Source organism: Vibrio sp. QJM3NY_26 (assembly GCF_057786005.1).
The window spans coordinates 3,050,376-3,066,798 of record NZ_CM173515.1; the positions used below are offsets into that span (position 1 = coordinate 3,050,376).

Sequence of the window (16,423 nt, forward strand, 5' to 3'; positions counted from 1 at the left end):
GAATAAACAGATAGCCTATTCTAAGACGAGATGCTGAATACAAAAAGGGAGCCAGAGGCTCCCTTTTTAATAGGTCAGATTTACGCTTCAGGTTTGAGCTTCAGATTTAAACTAAAGCCAATTAAGCAAATTACTCACCCGCGACTTTCATCGATTCAAGCAGGATAGAACCTGTTTGAATTTGTGAACGAGTTTCAACGTCGTTACCTACCGCTACAATCTGAGTGAACATATCTTTGAGATTGCCCGCGATCGTCACTTCCGATACTGGGTATTGGATCTCTCCGTTCTCAACCCAGAAACCTGCAGCACCACGAGAATAATCACCTGTCACGGTATTAACGCCTTGACCCATCACCTCAGTCACAAGGAAGCCTGTGCCTAACTCTTTTAGCATTTGCTCAAAGTTTTGACCGGTCGATTTAACGAACCAGTTATGAATACCACCCGCATGACCTGTTGGTGTCATATCCATTTTACGTGCGGCGTAGCTCGTTAGCAGGTAAGTTGCTAACACACCGTCGGTGATGATTTCACGATCTTGAGTGAACACACCTTCGCTATCGAATGGGCTTGAAGCCAAACCACGTAAGATATGGGGACGCTCAGAGATATTGAACCAATCTGGCAAGATTTTCTGACCTAGATGATCCAGTAAGAACGAAGACTTACGGTAAAGATTACCACCGCTAATTGCCATCACAAGGTGGCCAATTAGACCTGTAGCGACATCGTTCGCGAACATAATTGGATATTGGCCTGTTGGTAGCTTTTTAGCATCCAAACGGCTGATGGTTTTTTCTGCCGCTTCTTGACCAACACGCTCAGGCGCCCATAGCTCATCACGATGACGTGCAACGGTGTAGCTGTAGTCACGTTCCATTTCACCATTAGCGCCTTGCCCAATCACACAGCAGCTCGTGCTATGGCGACTTGAGGCGTAGCTTGCCAGCAAGCCATGGCTGTTACCATAAACCTTAACACCATAGTGACTGTCGTAGCTTGCACCATCACTTTGCTTGATCTTGTCGCTATAAGCTAGCGCTTGCTTCTCAGCAGCAATCGCAATCTCAGCGGCATAGTCAGGGTTTGGTTCATCAGGGTGGAAAAGGTCCAAATCTGGAATTTCTTTTACCATGTATTCTTTTGCGGCAGGACCGGCAAATGGGTCTTCAGAAGTGTACTGAGCGATATCAAGCGCAGCCGCTACTGTTTGAGCAATTGCCTTTTCACTCAGATCAGATGTAGATGCGCTGCCTTTTTTCTGGCCGCGGTAAACAGTAATACCTAGAGCACCATCACTATTAAATTCAACGTTTTCCACTTCACACATACGTGTTGAAACACTTAAACCCGTTGACTTAGTAATAGCGACCTCAGCTGCGTCTGCACTCACTGATGCCATATCCAACGCTTTAGCTACTGCGGCTTCTAGCTCAACTCTTTGCTGGGCGACTTGCTGTTTTACATCCATATCTATTCTAATTTTTTAGGTCAATATTAGGTAGGATAACAAGAATTTCGCTTTCTCCCCAAGATTCTTGCTAAAATAGGCAATATATTCGTTTGAGATAGTGACATAGGCAGAAAAGATGGCTCGCAAAAACCAAAAAGCCCCATGGGAACCAGAAGAAGAAATCATCTGGGTAAGTAAGACAGAAATGAAAACGGACATGGATGCCCTGCAAAAGCTGGGAGAAGAGCTTGTTGAACTAAAGCCTTCTATTCTTGATAAGTTCCCTTTGTCTGAAGACCTGGCACAAGCGATTAAAGATGCACAACGCTTTAAAAATGAAGCAAAGCGCCGTCAGCTTCAATACATTGGTAAAGTAATGCGCAATGTAGATCCAGAGCCAATTCAAGCGGCTTTAGATAAAATTCGCAACAAACACTCTCAAGCAACAGTTGAACTACACAAACTAGAACAACTGCGTGACCGCGTTGTTGCAGAAGGCGATGCTGCCATTTCTGACGTTATGGAAATGTACCCTGAAGCAGACCGTCAACGTCTTCGTCAGCTAGCTCGCCAAGCTAACAAAGAGAAATCAGCGAACAAGCCAGCGAAGTCTTCTCGCGAGATCTTCCAAATCTTAAAAGAGCTAAAGCAAGGCGACTAACCTTCGTCTCCTTTTACTCAGAAAGATAATAAAAGACCTAGCACATGCTAGGTCTTTTTGTTTTCGACTTACTCAATATCAAAAGCCATCAAGACCAATACTCAGTCGTCACTCACCCGCTTTAACAAACGAACTTAATTCTTGCTGTGGATGAGTAGCGGTCAGTACCTCTATCGAGTCTTCAACCAACACCTTACCTAGCGCCACAAAAATAAACTTATTCGCGATACTGCGTGCATCACCTAAATGGTGCGTCACCATCAATACCGTAATATTTCGTTCTGCCGCTAATCGCTTCACTAAGCTAAGCATCTCCTCGCGCAGCAAAGGATCAAGCGCAGAGAAAGGTTCATCAAGCAACCAGATATCATGAGGCTGAACAAAACAGCGGGCTAACGCGACACGCTGGCGCTGGCCACCCGATAAATGCTCAGGCAATCTATCTAAATACTCTGCAACACCTACTTGTGCGGCTGCTTGCTCAACTTTGAGCTTTTGGGTTGCTGTAAGCTTTAATCCTGGATGCAGCCCTAAACCAATATTTTCACGTACGGTGAGATGGGCAAAAAGATTGTGTTCTTGGAGCAACATCGCCAATGGACGTTGGTGCGCTTCTTTACCAATAAGCGATTGTCCTGCCACTGAGATCTCACCCGATGTAGGCTCTATGAATCCCGCAACTAGCGCCAACAACGTTGATTTACCAGCGCCACTCGGCCCCATCAACGCGACAATGTCGCCCTGCTCAGCTTGGAAATCAAAGCGAAACAACTCTCGGTGATAGTGGTAGTCCACCTCTTTCATCACTAACATCATCGGTTCCTTAACTCTTTAGCATTGGGGTTTGAGCTTCGAGTAAATAAAAATTCTATTAAGCTAAAACTGCCCACACTCAGCAGCAGTAAACTCACAGAAACCACCGCGGCGGCTTCCATTTGATAGCTGCCTAACAATTGGAATAGATACAAAGGCAGCGTTCTAAAATCTTGGCTACCAAACAAGGCAATGGCACTCAAGTCCCCCATCGCCAGCATAAAGCTAATAGAAAAGGCTTGCGCCATTGGTTTACGTAGTGCGCGCCACTCCACCAGCCTAAAACGTGTGAAACCTGTCATTCCCAAGCTTGCACACACGTATTGATACTGTTGAGATAAATGCAACATAGGTTGGGCTAAGGTTTTAATCACATAAGGCAGTGCCATTAAGCTATTTACTGCAATCACAATAAAGAAAGCTAAGCTAAATACATCGGTAAATGAACGCAGTAATAAGAAGAGTCCCGTACTGATCACTAACCCTGGTGTCACTAAGATAATGGTACCAATCAGCTCGATTTTATCGGCTCTAAAGTTCTTGTTCTGCAAACGCCATGCACGACTGGTCAGCAGTATCGCAATACCAATACCGACGGCAATAACACTTGCTAAGGACGCAACTTTAACTGAGGTCATTAGCGCAGCCCAAAACGGTTCGCTGCTGAGCACAGTTAGTGCTTGTGAGTTAATACCACTGACGATAACCATGGCTAATGGCGGCAATACCAGCATTGAGACTACTATGATCCAAAAGCTATCCCAAGCTTTTGAGCACCAGCAGTCCTTAACCAAATATTTCTCTTCCGACAACTGACTGGCCGTCACTGAAATAGGTTTCGACAGGCGCTGAATACTCACCGCGAGCACTCCACACAGCAGCATTTGCCATATCGCGAGCAAGGCACCAGCCTGTAAGTCAAAGTCGAATTTAATCGCTTGATAAATAGCGAGTTCGATAGTGGTCGATTTCGGACCTCCACCTAGCGCCATCACGGTAGCAAAGCTAGTAAAGCACAACATGAAGACTAAGCCACATACATGAGGCAGTTGTTGTCTCAATCGCGGCCATTCGACCCATTTAAATTTATTCCAATGACTCATACCCAAATGAGCACACAGCTTGTGCTGCTCGGCAGGCACGGTATCTAAAGCTTGTAAAAGTAAACGGCTGGCATAGGGCAGATTAAAAAAGACATGTGCGAGCAAAATGCCATTCAATCCATAGATGGAGAATGGTAATTCAATATCGAAGTTCGCCAGAAATTTAGCTAACCAACCACTGTTGCCATAAATTGCAAGCAAACCAAACACACCGACTAACACAGGCAAAACCAAGGTCGATGCGAACAGCCTTAACAACAGAGCTCGCCCAAAAAATTGCCTGCGACACAAAGCATGAGCAATTGGTATAGCAAAGCCAACACTCAGCACAGTTGAGAGTGTCGCTTGATAAAAACTGAATTTCGTTACGTGCCAATAGTAAGGATCGGACCATACTTGGCTGATATCAAGAGAAGGGGCATTGCTAAGCAATGCCCCAACTGCTGAAACCACAAAAGCGGTAATGAGTATCGCAACCCAGATCCCGACCTTAGGTGTTTTCTTTATCATAAATTGATTTTTTACCGTAAGTGGTTCACTCAGTTAATATCGAACGAACCTTTAAATACAGAAAGTTAGAAAGCTGAGCTTTAGGAAACTCATCTTTAGAAAATTAAGCTAGAAGGCTAATCCTTTAAAAAGTAAGTGCACTCTGCCATTCACGAATCCATGGCTTACGCTTAGCAGCGATTTCTTCAGGCGTAAAACTCAGAGCTTTCTGCGGTACTGTTAACTGCTCGAACCCTTTTGGTAGCTCGATATCCGTCACTGGGTACATCCAGTTGCCCGTTGGCATCGCCGATTGGAATTCATCACTTAAGATAAACGCCATAAACTCATCGGCCAGTTTTTCATTTTTGCTGCCTTTAACTTTCGCTGCCACTTCCACTTGAGTGTAATGACCTTCTTCAAAGCTTGCAGCTGCATACTTAGAATCACTTTCTGCAATGATGTGGTAAGCAGGAGATGTTGTGTAAGACAAGACTAAGTCCGACTCCCCATTTAAGAACATAGAGTAAGCTTCAGACCAACCTTTAGTAACCGTAACCGTCTTCTGAGCAAGTTTCTTCCAAGCTGCCGTCGCTTCATCACCGTATACCGACTTCATCCATAGCATCATGCCTTGACCCGGCGTTGATGTACGTGGGTCTTGGTAGATAACCTTAAGGTCGTCACGCTGCTCAACCAGTTCTTTCAAGCTCTTAGGTGGGTTTGCTAGTTTCTCTTTGTTATAGATAAACGCAAAGTAACCAAAATCATAAGGAACAAAGGTGCTGTCGTCCCAGCCGTTAGGAAGTGTCACTGAAGACGTATCAACATTGTGCTCAGCCAATAAGCCCGTCGCTTTCGCTTCAGCCATCAGATTGTTATCTAGGCCTAACACGATATCAGCTTTGCTGTTACCACCTTCAAGACGCAAGCGGTTCAGAATCGATACGCCATCTTCTAGCGCGACAAAGTTCACATCGCAGCCACACTTTTCTTCAAATGCTTTTTCAACGGCAGGACGAGGGCCCCAATCCGCAGCAAAAGAGTCATAGGTATAAACCGTTAGGGTATTGTCTGCAGCAAAGGCAGAAAAAGAGATGGCTGTAGTAACAGCAAGAGTTGTTAATGTAAATTTCACTGGACGCTCTCCATGGTCTGAGCGGCACAGGTTTGAGGGAGGAGAACGGTAGAAGTTGTTCCTAACTCAATTCCTACGCCAGCATTATCTGGTTCAGGTTTACGGGTCCCAAGCACTTGCTTGATCTCAGCTCGCATTCATTATTTGAATGGTTTGCTCCCCGATGAGTGTTCAGAATTGTAATTCGAATTTTAACAATAAGCTATCAAGTTTGGATCAATTACGTTGATCGTAACCCCAACGTGGCACTAAACCTTGCTCGATGCCAAGATGATCCAAAATGCGCGCCACCATAAAATCGACCAGATCTTCAATCGACTTAGGTTGATGATAAAAACCCGGAGCGGCAGGCATGATCGTCACGCCCATAGTCGATAGCTTATGCATGTTCTCTAAGTGCAGCGTCGAGAATGGCGTCTCACGAACCACCAACAACAGCTGGCCTCGTTCTTTCATGACCACATCTGCAGCACGCTCAATCAGATTATCCGATAAGCCATGAGCAATTGAAGCCAAGCTTCCCGCTGAACATGGACAAACGACCATCTGCTTCGGCGCTGCAGAGCCAGAGGCAACCGGTGAGAACCAATCATCTTTGCCACACACCACCAGCTTTTCGGGGTCACACCCAAGGTGTTTAACCAAAGCTTGTTTCGCTGCATCAGGTCCTGCAGGTAACTTAAGTTCATGCTCGGTCGCCAACACCACTCGCGCAGCCGACGATATCAGTAAATAGACCTGATAATCCGCCGCCAAAAGGCATTCAAGTAAACGCAGGCCATAAGGTGCACCTGATGCGCCAGTGAAAGCGAGGGTTATAGCTTTATCGTGTTTTGTCATGTTCTCAATTACTTCAAAATATAAGGTCGTGGATCAGTTAGCCTTTGAGTGCCAACGCATCCAACAGTTTCTGGTGAATACCACCAAAGCCACCATTGCTCATTACCAAGATTTGGTCGCCCGCTTGTGCCTCTGAGACAATTCTAGCAACGAATGTATCCATGTCATCACTTACATGTGCGGGTTGATGGCACGCATCGGCAACATCTTGTACAGACCAATCAATGTTATCTGGTTGGAATAAGTAGGTAGAATCCGCCTGTTTGAGCGAATCAGCCAAGGTTTCTTTATGCACACCACGCTTCATGGTGGCAGAACGAGGCTCTAAAACGGCAATGATTTTTTTCGTATCGACCTTATTACGTAAGCCACCCAGAGTAAGTTCAATCGCTGTAGGATGATGAGCAAAATCGTCATAGACAGAAACACCTGCCACTTCGCCTTTAAACTCTAAGCGACGCTTGGTATTAATGAAAGTCGCCAGTGATTCACATCCTAAGTCGGGTGTCACACCGACATGTCTTGCCGCCGCAATCGCCATCAAGGCATTACTTACGTTATGATCGCCAACCAAATCCCAGTCTACGGTCCCAACACATTCGTCTTGGAAATAGACCTCAAATTTGGAGCCATCTTTAACCAGTTTCTTGGCATCCCAATCGCCAAGTTCACCGCTCGATTCAGTCTCACTCCAACACCCACGAGATAGAACATCTTCAATAGCCGTATCTTGCTTCGGTGAGAAAATACGACCATTACTTGGCACAGTGCGAACCAAATGATGAAACTGTCGCTTGATCGCTTCAAGATCATCAAAGATATCCGCATGATCGAACTCAAGATTATTCATGACCAAGGTTCTTGGGTGGTAATGAACGAACTTAGATCGTTTATCGAAAAAAGCACTGTCGTATTCGTCGGCTTCAACCACGAAGAACATGCTTTCACCAAGGCGAGCAGATATACCAAAGTTACCCAACACACCGCCAACTAAGAAGCCCGGTGCATAGCCACAGTCTTCCAAGATCCAAGCCAACATGCTTGATGTAGTAGTCTTGCCATGCGTTCCCGAGACCGCAAGAACCCAACGGTCATGCAGTAGAAATTCTTGCAACCATTGCGGGCCTGATGTGTATCTAAGGTTATTATCCAATACATACTCAACACACGGGTTACCACGGCTCATGGCATTACCGATAACCACGAGATCAGGCCTTGGCTCTAATTGACTAGGGTCGAACCCTTCAATAATCTCAATCCCCTGAGACTCCAACAAGGTGCTCATTGGAGGATAAACATTCGCGTCACTACCCGTAACCTTGTGACCTAATTGACGAGCCAATACCGCGGCACCACCCATGAAGGTGCCACAAATTCCTAAGATGTGAATATGCATATATTGCTTCCAAACGCTTGGCTAAATGAGCCATGTCTAAATCAAACTACTTGCACTCATTATCATTAAATGGCGATTAAAAGCGAGCAGCAATGCAAAACAAATTTAGTCGACATAGTAAGTGAGATCTGTGTCGCTTAGTTCATTACCATTAAAAAGATCTAACCTTTAGAATTTAGGTAAGCGTCTAGATGAATAAAGCCCACTCAAGAGGCCTAATCTACAGTGCTCAAATCCCCCCTAATATTGAGAGAAGTTTAAGGAAATAACATGTCTGAGATGCGCACCCTTGGTGAGTTCATTGTTGCAAAACAAAATGATTTCCCCCATGCAAGTGGTGATCTATCATCCCTTTTGTCATCAATTCGTCTTGCTGCAAAAATTGTTAACCGTGAAATCAACAAAGCAGGTCTTGTCGACATTACTGGCGCTGTTGGTACAGACAACGTTCAAGGTGAAGAGCAACAAAAGCTAGACCTTTACGCGAACGACAAATTTAAAGCGGCTCTAGAAGCTCGTGACCAAGTTTGTGGCGTTGCAAGTGAAGAAGAAGACGAAGCTGTTGCCTTCAATAAAGAGCTCAACAAAAACGCAAAATACGTTGTTCTGATGGATCCACTTGATGGTTCTTCAAACATCGATGTGAATGTATCGGTTGGTACGATTTTCTCTATCTACCGCCGAGTGTCACCGATTGGTACCCCACCAACACAAGAAGATTTCCTACAACCTGGACACAAACAAGTCGCAGCTGGTTACGTAATTTACGGTTCTTCAACCATGCTTGTTTACACAACAGGCGCTGGCGTCAATGGTTTCACCTACGACCCATCACTGGGTACCTTCTGTCTATCTCATGAAAACATGATGATCCCTGATGAAGGTAAGATCTACTCGATCAACGAAGGTAACTACTTCCGCTTCCCTACGGGTGTTAAAAAGTACATCAAGTACTGCCAAGAAGATGAGCCAAGTGATAACCGCCCTTACACTTCTCGTTACATTGGTTCTCTAGTATCAGATTTCCACCGTAACCTGCTGAAAGGCGGCATCTACTTATACCCAAGCACACAAAGCCACCCTCAAGGTAAACTGCGTTTGCTTTACGAGTGCAACCCAATTGCTTTCCTTATGGAACAAGCGGGTGGTATCGCTTCAGACGGTGCTCAACGTATCATGGATATCAAACCAACAGAGTTACACCAACGTGTACCTTTCTTTGTTGGCTCAACAGACATGGTTCGCAAAGTAGAAGAGTTTCTTGAACTTAACCAAGACTAATCCTCTCGTTTATTTCTCAAAATAACACCATTAAAAAAGCCAGCATTCACATGCTGGCTTTTTGTTTATTCATTGAATTATCGAACATCAAATTTCGATTCAGCGCCTCTTTCATAATTAAAGCGGAACCATTTATCAATATCATCGCAAATTCCAAGGTAAGTCTCACCACGGCGCCCTAGCGCTCTTGGGTTCTGAGAACAATACTGAGTTTTACCCACTTCATAACCTTGGCCGTATGCTGCATACAAATTTGCATCAATCGATGGTGATGAGGCAGCTTCAGCCAAGCTCATTTCACTCTGCTTTGTTTTTCCTTTGAGTGCCATTTCCTCACCAAAGCTCTGCCAATCGGTCGTGTTCATTGATGTGGGTGGCGGGGTTTGCGCACAACCAAATAGCATTACTGATAGCACCAATAATATATATTTCATAATTTCCTCCTGATGGAAAAGACTAGCTCGTACATTGAGACTTTTAGCTATTACGTCAGAATGCTTCCAGTAGTTCATTCACTATAGCGGGTTGTCCCGCTTACACCAGTCACCCGAAAGTATTTCTTTATTAGCTGTTAGATCAAGCTGATACAAATATACCCATGCTAATCCAAATATAGTCTCTATTTGCTCGCGACGATACTCAACAGGAACATCTTCTAGCCGATCGAGCGACTCCAAAATTTCGTCGTTAATGATATAGACCTCGCCAGCGACACTTTTCTTTCCGAAAATCATCGCCGGATACGCAACTAAATCAAAAAGTGCGTATTCCTCAGGTGTGTCAAACCTTCCTAAACACTCACACGGTTTTAAATAGTGGTGGTTCGATTGGTCTTTTCTCAATGTTCCATAAACAAAAACGAGGTGCTGCATGCTCACTCCCTAGCATTCGTCATCCGCTAATCAATCACCGCTTAAAGTGTTACTCGAATTCAAACTGATAGAGAAGATCCACAGCACTGTCTAGACCCGATACAGCCTCAACGTAGAGATCCTGCATCAATCGATAACGAACGGTAAACTCGCCTAACGAGTTAAAGATACCCACACCATACTTCACCTGTAAACCAGGCAGAATGTAGCCACTTACCGTTACTTGTGAGTCATCCCCAGAGCCTGCTGTATCCAGTTGTAAATCTTGTACACCAAAGGCTTCACCGATTTCGCCAACAACCTTACCACTCTTCGCCAAACTCAAACCGATCAAGGTTGTTGTCATCGAACCGCTCGACTCGCCATCAATATCTTGGCCACGCAAAATATAAGACAGCGCATTGGCTTGCGGCATCGCTGGATCAGAGTAAATCTCGATGGTCGGCTCAGTCGCTGGGCCCGTCACTCGAATGCCGGCGGTCACATCGTCCTGAGTATTGTCAGGATTACGAATCGCGTTGATGGCTACATATGGCTGATCCGGTGGACCATTCATTAGAATTTTACCCTCTTCGATCAAGAGGTCTTGCCCGAATGATTGGTAAGTACCATCGACGATATTCACTTCACCAGTGATGAATGGGCCTTGGTCTTTTTGAGCTACATTGAGCTTACCAACCAAGTCGCCTTCAAGACCGAAGGCAGACAATTTAAAGTCATCACCAATGGAGATATTAATATTGGTCATCACATTGAATGGGATCGTATCTTCACTTTCAGGCTCAAGATCTTTGTTCAATATAACCTGATCGGAAGACACACCAACCGCTGACGGTGGTAAGTCTTCTACCACAATTCGTCCCCATGGTAGTGCTATGTCACCCGTAATTTTTGCCAGCTCGGGCGTGACATCAATAGTCATATCAGGTACGACCTTAACCTTGACCATCGGCGGGATATCAACCATCAACTCATCGGCAAAAACTCTAACGTTAGAGTGCCATGCTTTAAGATCTTGCCAATCCCCGGTTCCCTCAATATCAAGATGACCGTCAGGCGTTTCTACATTCGCATCCAGTTTTGCACTATAACCATCAAAATCGAGGTCGATGCGGCCATCTTTCACATCAACAGGCGTAACGTCGCCTTTGACTTGAATACCATCAACCGAGAACTGACCAAAAACTTGAGGGTGCATCAAAGATCCTTTAACTTGAAGATCACTCTCAAGGTCGGCTTTCAATAGGCTGTACTCACCTAGGATTGGTTGCAAGAAATCGAGGTGGAACGTAGTCAGCTTAATTGCGGCATCGACCATTTTGTCTTCGGCAAGAATATCCGGTAACGACACCGTACCAGACAGGTCACCATTATCAGACACATCCAACTTAAAATCGGCATCCAGTTTGTTATCTTTCAGCTGGGCATTCAATGCAATACTTTCCCAACCCAGTGTGATTGGCTCGCCAACTTGTTGAACAACCTGACCTTTCGGCATATCAACGCTTACCGTAACCTCCGGCTCACCTTGTTCAGACCACTTAGCATGGGCAGTCGCATTGACTAAGCCCTGTAATTGCGTCTCTTTTGGCACAAAGGCTTTAATCTGCTCGAAATCAAATTGATTGATGGCCACCTTGGCCTCACCCGATTTTCCGACACGAACGTCTTCGTCCAAACACACACTCGAACCAGATTGTTTCCAACAGTGCGCTTGAACATCGGCAAACTGTTTATCGACATCCGCCTTTATCGCGACAGGTTGATCTAATACCCAAGGGCCTTGCTGAGTGGTTATTTTGACGCGGTCTAACGACCCATCCCAAATAATAGAAGGCTTTTGAATCAACTCACCAGAGATGGCCAAACTTGTCGACACGATGTCGGATATCACATCAAGTGTCACTGTGTGTTTCTTCTCGCCACCACTGACCGTGAGATCAATGCTTTCCACGCTTTGATCTTGATAGGTTAAGTTCTTAGCTTTGAGTACAAGATCGGCTTGAGCCTCAGGTAATGGAAGAGGGATCACAGAGCCATTAAGCGACAAGGATTCTAGTGTTGCTTCGTTATTCCAATCGACCTTATCAACATTTAAAGCGAGATCAACTTCAGGCTCTTTCGTTGGGCCGCTAAGTTGGATGCTACCGATCACTCTACCTTTCAGCTCAGGACTACTTTTTGCAAGCTCAGGGAAGAAGATCTCAACGCCCATGTCCCATTGCTTATCAAGTTGCCCCTGTGCCTTAATCGAGTTAACACCATGAGCCAAGCTCAAACCGCTGGTTTTCAGCTTTGGTTCACCGCTCGCGCTGCGATCCGACGCTGACAACTGACCTTCGATATCCAGAGGGTACTCTCGCAAGATCCCTTCAATATCCAGTTTAGGCAATTCAATCGCCCAACCGCCCGCTTCCGTCAACTCACCCGAGGTGACGATGCTTCCGCTAATGTTACCCTCGGCTTCTGGCCATTGCAGGCCCGGCTGAATGTCTTTAAGTGTTACATCAGCTTGCCAGTTAACGAGACTCTTCCAGTTAGCTTTGACCACACCATTCAACTCACCACCTAATGTATTCAGCTTTAGACGCTCGAACTCAATCTGTTCCGTCGTGCCTTTACCCTGCAGATCGATGGCTAACTCAGGGATTTCCTTACCATCGGCCTCACCTTTAAGTAGAACATTGAAACCATCTAGTGAGCCATTAGCTTTGAATTGCTCAATTGTCGCTTGGTAATCGCTTTTTCCGGTAAGAGGCCACTGCGCTTGTCCGCCCTCTAAAAGAAGGTCAAATGGTAGAGTAGGCTCTAAGGGTTGAATATCCCCAGATAGCTTTGCCTCAATCAGCTCAGAAAACTGAGAATCTAAGTGCAGCTTAGCCACGCTTCCTTGTGCTTTTAGTGATAATTTCTGACCAGCAAGGTCGGTTTCTTTCACTAACGCATCCAAAGAAAGTTCTAGCGGATATCCCCCCTTGAGCTCAACCTTCGTCGCTAAATTCGCACTTGCTTGGGGCATATCAAGCTCTAGAGTGGAAACATCTACCGTGTGCTTACCCGCCGTAGCTTCAAGGCCAAGGTGGTTGACAATAATTGGCGCTTCTTGTTCTAAGGTGAAACGGTTTAGGTCAAAACGCTCAAGTACAACCTGCAAAGGAATTAAGACTTCAGGTAACTCGATAGCCGTTTTAGTGGCAGCCTCTGGTTCTACAATTTCTGTTTGCGGTTCTTCTGTCGATTCAGCAAGCTTAATTTTTAGGTCATTGAACAAGGTTGGCGAAACCGTCAGCGTTTCACCCTGCATGCTCAGAGCGGTTGAGAACAAACCCCATTCGATTTCATGACCCAAGATATTCAGTTTGATATCAGATAAAGCGATGCGATTGATCACTATTGGTAATGGTGTTTTCACTGATGTTAGGGGCGGAGTCGGTTCTACTTCTTCTGTAGAGGGTGGAGGCAGTTCAGTAAATGCGAAGTCCAACCCTTGAATCGCTAAACGATCAACACACAGCTTAGGATCAAGCAAACAACGAGGGTTAATAGCCAAGTTCAGCTTTTGAACCTTGGTGTCGATATGCAGGCTGTCATCTTTAAACTGAACCTTATTAAGCGTAAAGCTTGGGAACAGGGCTCCTTTAGTACTTTCCACTTTAAGTTGTGGTAATGCTTTTTCAGCGCCCCACAGCACAGTGTTCAACCCCGGGTTAGTGAACAAAACAAAACCGAGCAGGGCTATCAACAACAGCAAAATAGACGTCAATGAGATCGACGTCCACTTGATGAATTTGCCCATCACTTTGATCATAATTCTGGCCCTAAACTAAAGTGTAACTGGAACTCATCACCTTTTGCTGCATCTAGGCCCCAAGCAAAATCTAGACTCACTGGACCAACGGGGGACGCCCAACGCACCCCAACACCGGTGCCGTGCTTCCACTCTGGTTTGTCATTAAATGCATCACCAATATCGTAGAATGCTGCGCCCCACCAGTTTCCAACCAAGCGGTATTGGTATTCAAACGAGCTGGTTGCCATGAATTTCGCACCCGTTAATGCACCACTTTTATCGCGAGGAGAGATCGACTCATAACCGTAACCACGAATGCTGTTATCACCACCGGCAAAGAATCTTAGGGAAGGAGACAGCTTCTCAAACTCGTCGGCAAAGTTACCGCCAAATTGAAGCCGAGTTAGGCCTCGGTGGTTATCGCCAATGCTTCGAATCCAAGCGGTTTGGCCTTGAAAACGAACAACCTTAGTTTCGGATAACAAGGTATCATCGGCCGCTTCAAACATAATGGTTTGTTTATCGCCCCACATCGGCATCGAACCACCTCGCGTTCGAGTTCGTGAGAAAGAGAAACCCGGCAAAACAAACTGTGCCAAGTCATCTTGTAAACCTTGTTCATAGTTTTCGACCAAGTATCGAATGAACACCGTGCGTTGCCAGCCGTTATCTAGGCGCCAGTACCTTTCTAAGGCGAGGTTTGACTCCAAACTTTTGGTATCTCGGTTATCCAAGTTCTTCATACCATACTTAATTTGATAGTAGTCATTAAGCACGTCATCCAATGGGATTTTATAAGCCGCGGTAATCGTCTGCTCGGGCTTGGAGATCGACAAGCTACTATTGAAGCTATGACCTTTCTCGTTAACCCAAGGTTTTTTCCATTTGAGAGTGCCTTTCACGCCCAAGTCTGTTGATACACCGATACCTGTTTCGATTTGGTTACGCGCTTGCGGAGCAAGGCTAACCTTCATCGGGATTTCTCGGCCTTCGCCTAACTGACTTAAATCTGGCTCAACAAATACCGAGGAGAACCAATCTGTATTCGACAAGTTTTGGTTGTACTCGCCGACTTTGGTAATTGAGTAAGGTTCGCCATCTTCAAACGGCTTGAGAGATTGCACTTTGTCATCTTCAATTTGACTGCCCGTCACAGTGGTTGTGCCAAAGTGATAGCGGATGCCACTGTTATAATGAAGGCGGACATAAGCACGGTTTAATTCGGGGGCGACTTCTAGCTTGCTAAGATCATACGCCCCATCGAAGTAGCCTTTCGCTAATCCAAGGTTGCGGATCGATGATTTCAAAGAATCATAATTGCCATGATTCAGAATCGAACCTTTAGACAGCTTACTCCTAGCTATCAAAGCCAAAAAGTCAGGATCATCTTTGGCTTCACCAGTCAGAACAATATCTGAAGTATAAATAACAACAGGCTCTCCCGGCTCAACCGTAACGGTCATTTCGGTATCATCTTGGGAGTGAGAAAATGTGATCTTAGGGTGGTAGTAACCTAACGCATTCAGGGCTTCTTTTATCATAGACTCCAAGCGAGATTGGAACCTTAATGAAACCGAGTACTCTTCTTCAGGAATCGCACTCAGATAAGCATCAACATTATCCTCAAGCGCTCCATTAAGCCCTTTAATTTCAAGGGAAACATCAGCGAAAGCGAGCGTCGATGACAATAGAGTGCCAATCAGAACTGGTAAAGTTTTTCTTATCATGCTTAATTGGTGAAGAAGTTATCAATACGTTAATAAGTGAAAAGAAATAATACCGCTAAAAAGGCATTGAGTCTGTAACAAATCTGGTAATAACACGGTCTAATTTAAAGACTTAATCAATATTAACCAACCGTCAATATGAACCTAGAGTTAATATAAACCTGGATCTAATGTTAACTTAAGCGGTAAACGTATGCGAAAAGGAATATAACATGCTAAACAAACAACAACTGGTTTCCGAAGCAACCGCATTACCGGGAAATGCAGACCCAATCCGAATCACTGAGCGCCATTTTGTCAATCAAACTGACTTGCTCGATGCTCCTATGGGTTCCCAACAAGAAGTCCTACTTGGTATGGGATGCTTTTGGGGAGCTGAGCGTTTGTTTTGGCAACTTGATGGTGTTATTTCCACATCCGTTGGCTACGCTGGTGGATACACAGTCAATCCCACTTATGAGCAGGTATGCAGCGGACAAACCGGTCATACCGAAGTCGTTCGTGTCATTTTTGATAGCGAACAAACATCTTTAGCTCGAATACTTGAGACCTTTTGGGAGCGCCATAACCCAACCCAAGGTATGCGCCAAGGCAACGACTTAGGGACTCAGTACCGTTCCGCGATATACACATTCAGCGAACAGCAACAAGCCGTCGCCGAGCACTCTAAACGTGAATATCAACGAGCAATGACTGAATCATTAGGCAACGAGATCACGACGGAAGTTCTGCCTGCTGGAAAATATTTTTTCGCAGAAACCTACCACCAACAATACCTAGCCAAAAATCCTAACGGTTACTGTGGGTTAGGCGGTACGGGTGTGTGCTTCCCTCCGCAATAATGTGTGTTAGGCATA

Annotated in this window: 13 protein-coding genes and 1 riboswitch; of the genes, 3 read left to right on the forward strand and 10 right to left on the reverse strand. The window is 45.3% G+C overall.

Translation table 11 applies throughout. The annotated features are described in order from the left end of the window. Positions 1 to 130: 130 nt before the first annotated feature. Positions 131 to 1,474 carry a metalloprotease PmbA gene (gene pmbA / locus AC3CH4_RS13545; RefSeq protein WP_017086694.1) on the reverse strand — a complete coding sequence of 448 codons (1,344 nt, stop codon included), beginning with the start codon at positions 1,472 to 1,474 and terminating at the stop codon, positions 131 to 133. A 118-nt stretch (positions 1,475 to 1,592) separates the two neighbouring features. Between pmbA and yjgA the strand changes: the two genes are divergently transcribed. After that, positions 1,593 to 2,117: a ribosome biogenesis factor YjgA gene (gene yjgA / locus AC3CH4_RS13550; RefSeq protein ID WP_017083748.1), complete on the forward strand. Its 525-nt coding sequence runs from the start codon at positions 1,593 to 1,595 to the stop codon at positions 2,115 to 2,117. A 108-nt stretch (positions 2,118 to 2,225) separates the two neighbouring features. On the opposite strand, the gene thiQ is transcribed toward yjgA, so the two are convergent. The 5 genes from thiQ to mpl form a co-directional block, all read right to left on the reverse strand. Next, complete coding sequence (thiQ, locus tag AC3CH4_RS13555) at positions 2,226 to 2,930, reverse strand: thiamine ABC transporter ATP-binding protein (RefSeq protein ID WP_488543051.1); 705 nt, start codon at positions 2,928 to 2,930, stop codon at positions 2,226 to 2,228. After that, complete coding sequence (thiP, locus tag AC3CH4_RS13560; RefSeq protein WP_488543052.1) at positions 2,930 to 4,543, reverse strand: thiamine/thiamine pyrophosphate ABC transporter permease ThiP; 1,614 nt, start codon at positions 4,541 to 4,543, stop codon at positions 2,930 to 2,932. The genes thiQ and thiP overlap by 1 nt, the downstream gene beginning before the upstream one ends. A gap of 124 nt (positions 4,544 to 4,667) precedes the next feature. Then, on the reverse strand, positions 4,668 to 5,660 hold the full coding sequence (thiB, locus tag AC3CH4_RS13565) for a thiamine ABC transporter substrate binding subunit (protein WP_114634038.1): 993 nt from the start codon (positions 5,658 to 5,660) through the stop codon (positions 4,668 to 4,670). A 53-nt stretch (positions 5,661 to 5,713) separates the two neighbouring features. After that, positions 5,714 to 5,833: riboswitch (TPP riboswitch) on the reverse strand. A gap of 43 nt (positions 5,834 to 5,876) precedes the next feature. Beyond that, a complete protein-coding gene (locus AC3CH4_RS13570; protein ID WP_016787846.1) occupies positions 5,877 to 6,500 on the reverse strand; it encodes a flavin prenyltransferase UbiX in 624 nt (207 codons plus the stop codon). Positions 6,501 to 6,537: 37 nt separating this feature from the next. After that, on the reverse strand, positions 6,538 to 7,896 hold the full coding sequence (gene mpl / locus AC3CH4_RS13575) for a UDP-N-acetylmuramate:L-alanyl-gamma-D-glutamyl-meso-diaminopimelate ligase (protein ID WP_428785982.1): 1,359 nt from the start codon (positions 7,894 to 7,896) through the stop codon (positions 6,538 to 6,540). A gap of 270 nt (positions 7,897 to 8,166) precedes the next feature. Here mpl and fbp point away from each other — a divergent pair, with 270 nt between their 5' ends. Next, positions 8,167 to 9,177, forward strand: a complete 1,011-nt coding sequence (fbp, locus tag AC3CH4_RS13580; protein WP_192889470.1) for a class 1 fructose-bisphosphatase — start codon at positions 8,167 to 8,169, stop codon at positions 9,175 to 9,177. Between the two features lie 77 nt (positions 9,178 to 9,254). Here the strand turns inward: fbp and AC3CH4_RS13585 are convergent, their stop codons facing one another. The 4 genes from AC3CH4_RS13585 to tamA form a co-directional block, all read right to left on the reverse strand. Further along, positions 9,255 to 9,611 carry a DUF2799 domain-containing protein gene (locus tag AC3CH4_RS13585; protein WP_488543053.1) on the reverse strand — a complete coding sequence of 119 codons (357 nt, stop codon included), beginning with the start codon at positions 9,609 to 9,611 and terminating at the stop codon, positions 9,255 to 9,257. 81 nt (positions 9,612 to 9,692) lie between these two features. Continuing rightward, positions 9,693 to 10,049, reverse strand: coding sequence for a gamma-glutamylcyclotransferase family protein (locus tag AC3CH4_RS13590; protein ID WP_488543054.1), 357 nt, complete (start codon positions 10,047 to 10,049; stop codon positions 9,693 to 9,695). 49 nt (positions 10,050 to 10,098) lie between these two features. Continuing rightward, positions 10,099 to 13,857, reverse strand: a complete 3,759-nt coding sequence (gene tamB / locus AC3CH4_RS13595; protein WP_171317062.1) for an autotransporter assembly complex protein TamB — start codon at positions 13,855 to 13,857, stop codon at positions 10,099 to 10,101. Beyond that, positions 13,854 to 15,566: an autotransporter assembly complex protein TamA gene (gene tamA / locus AC3CH4_RS13600; protein WP_146456674.1), complete on the reverse strand. Its 1,713-nt coding sequence runs from the start codon at positions 15,564 to 15,566 to the stop codon at positions 13,854 to 13,856. Before tamA ends, tamB begins: the two co-directional genes overlap by 4 nt. A 212-nt stretch (positions 15,567 to 15,778) precedes the next feature. Here tamA and msrA point away from each other — a divergent pair, with 212 nt between their 5' ends. Beyond that, entirely contained in the window at positions 15,779 to 16,408 is a 630-nt protein-coding gene (msrA, locus tag AC3CH4_RS13605) for a peptide-methionine (S)-S-oxide reductase MsrA (protein ID WP_428786407.1), read from the forward strand. The last annotated feature ends 15 nt before the right edge of the window (positions 16,409 to 16,423 follow it).

Excerpts from the sequence above, each read along its gene's own strand:
- pmbA (WP_017086694.1), bottom strand. The coding sequence starts at position 1,474 with ATGGATGTAAAACAGCAAGTCGCCCAGCAAAGAGTTGAGCTAGAAGCC.
- yjgA (WP_017083748.1), top strand. The coding sequence starts at position 1,593 with ATGGCTCGCAAAAACCAAAAAGCCCCATGGGAACCAGAAGAAGAAATC.
- thiQ (WP_488543051.1), bottom strand. The coding sequence starts at position 2,930 with ATGTTAGTGATGAAAGAGGTGGACTACCACTATCACCGAGAGTTGTTT.
- thiP (WP_488543052.1), bottom strand. The coding sequence starts at position 4,543 with ATGATAAAGAAAACACCTAAGGTCGGGATCTGGGTTGCGATACTCATT.
- AC3CH4_RS13570 (WP_016787846.1), bottom strand. The coding sequence starts at position 6,500 with ATGACAAAACACGATAAAGCTATAACCCTCGCTTTCACTGGCGCATCA.
- mpl (WP_428785982.1), bottom strand. The coding sequence starts at position 7,896 with ATGCATATTCACATCTTAGGAATTTGTGGCACCTTCATGGGTGGTGCC.
- fbp (WP_192889470.1), top strand. The coding sequence starts at position 8,167 with ATGTCTGAGATGCGCACCCTTGGTGAGTTCATTGTTGCAAAACAAAAT.
- AC3CH4_RS13585 (WP_488543053.1), bottom strand. The coding sequence starts at position 9,611 with ATGAAATATATATTATTGGTGCTATCAGTAATGCTATTTGGTTGTGCG.
- AC3CH4_RS13590 (WP_488543054.1), bottom strand. The coding sequence starts at position 10,049 with ATGCAGCACCTCGTTTTTGTTTATGGAACATTGAGAAAAGACCAATCG.
- tamB (WP_171317062.1), bottom strand. The coding sequence starts at position 13,857 with ATGATCAAAGTGATGGGCAAATTCATCAAGTGGACGTCGATCTCATTG.
- tamA (WP_146456674.1), bottom strand. The coding sequence starts at position 15,566 with ATGATAAGAAAAACTTTACCAGTTCTGATTGGCACTCTATTGTCATCG.
- msrA (WP_428786407.1), top strand. The coding sequence starts at position 15,779 with ATGCTAAACAAACAACAACTGGTTTCCGAAGCAACCGCATTACCGGGA.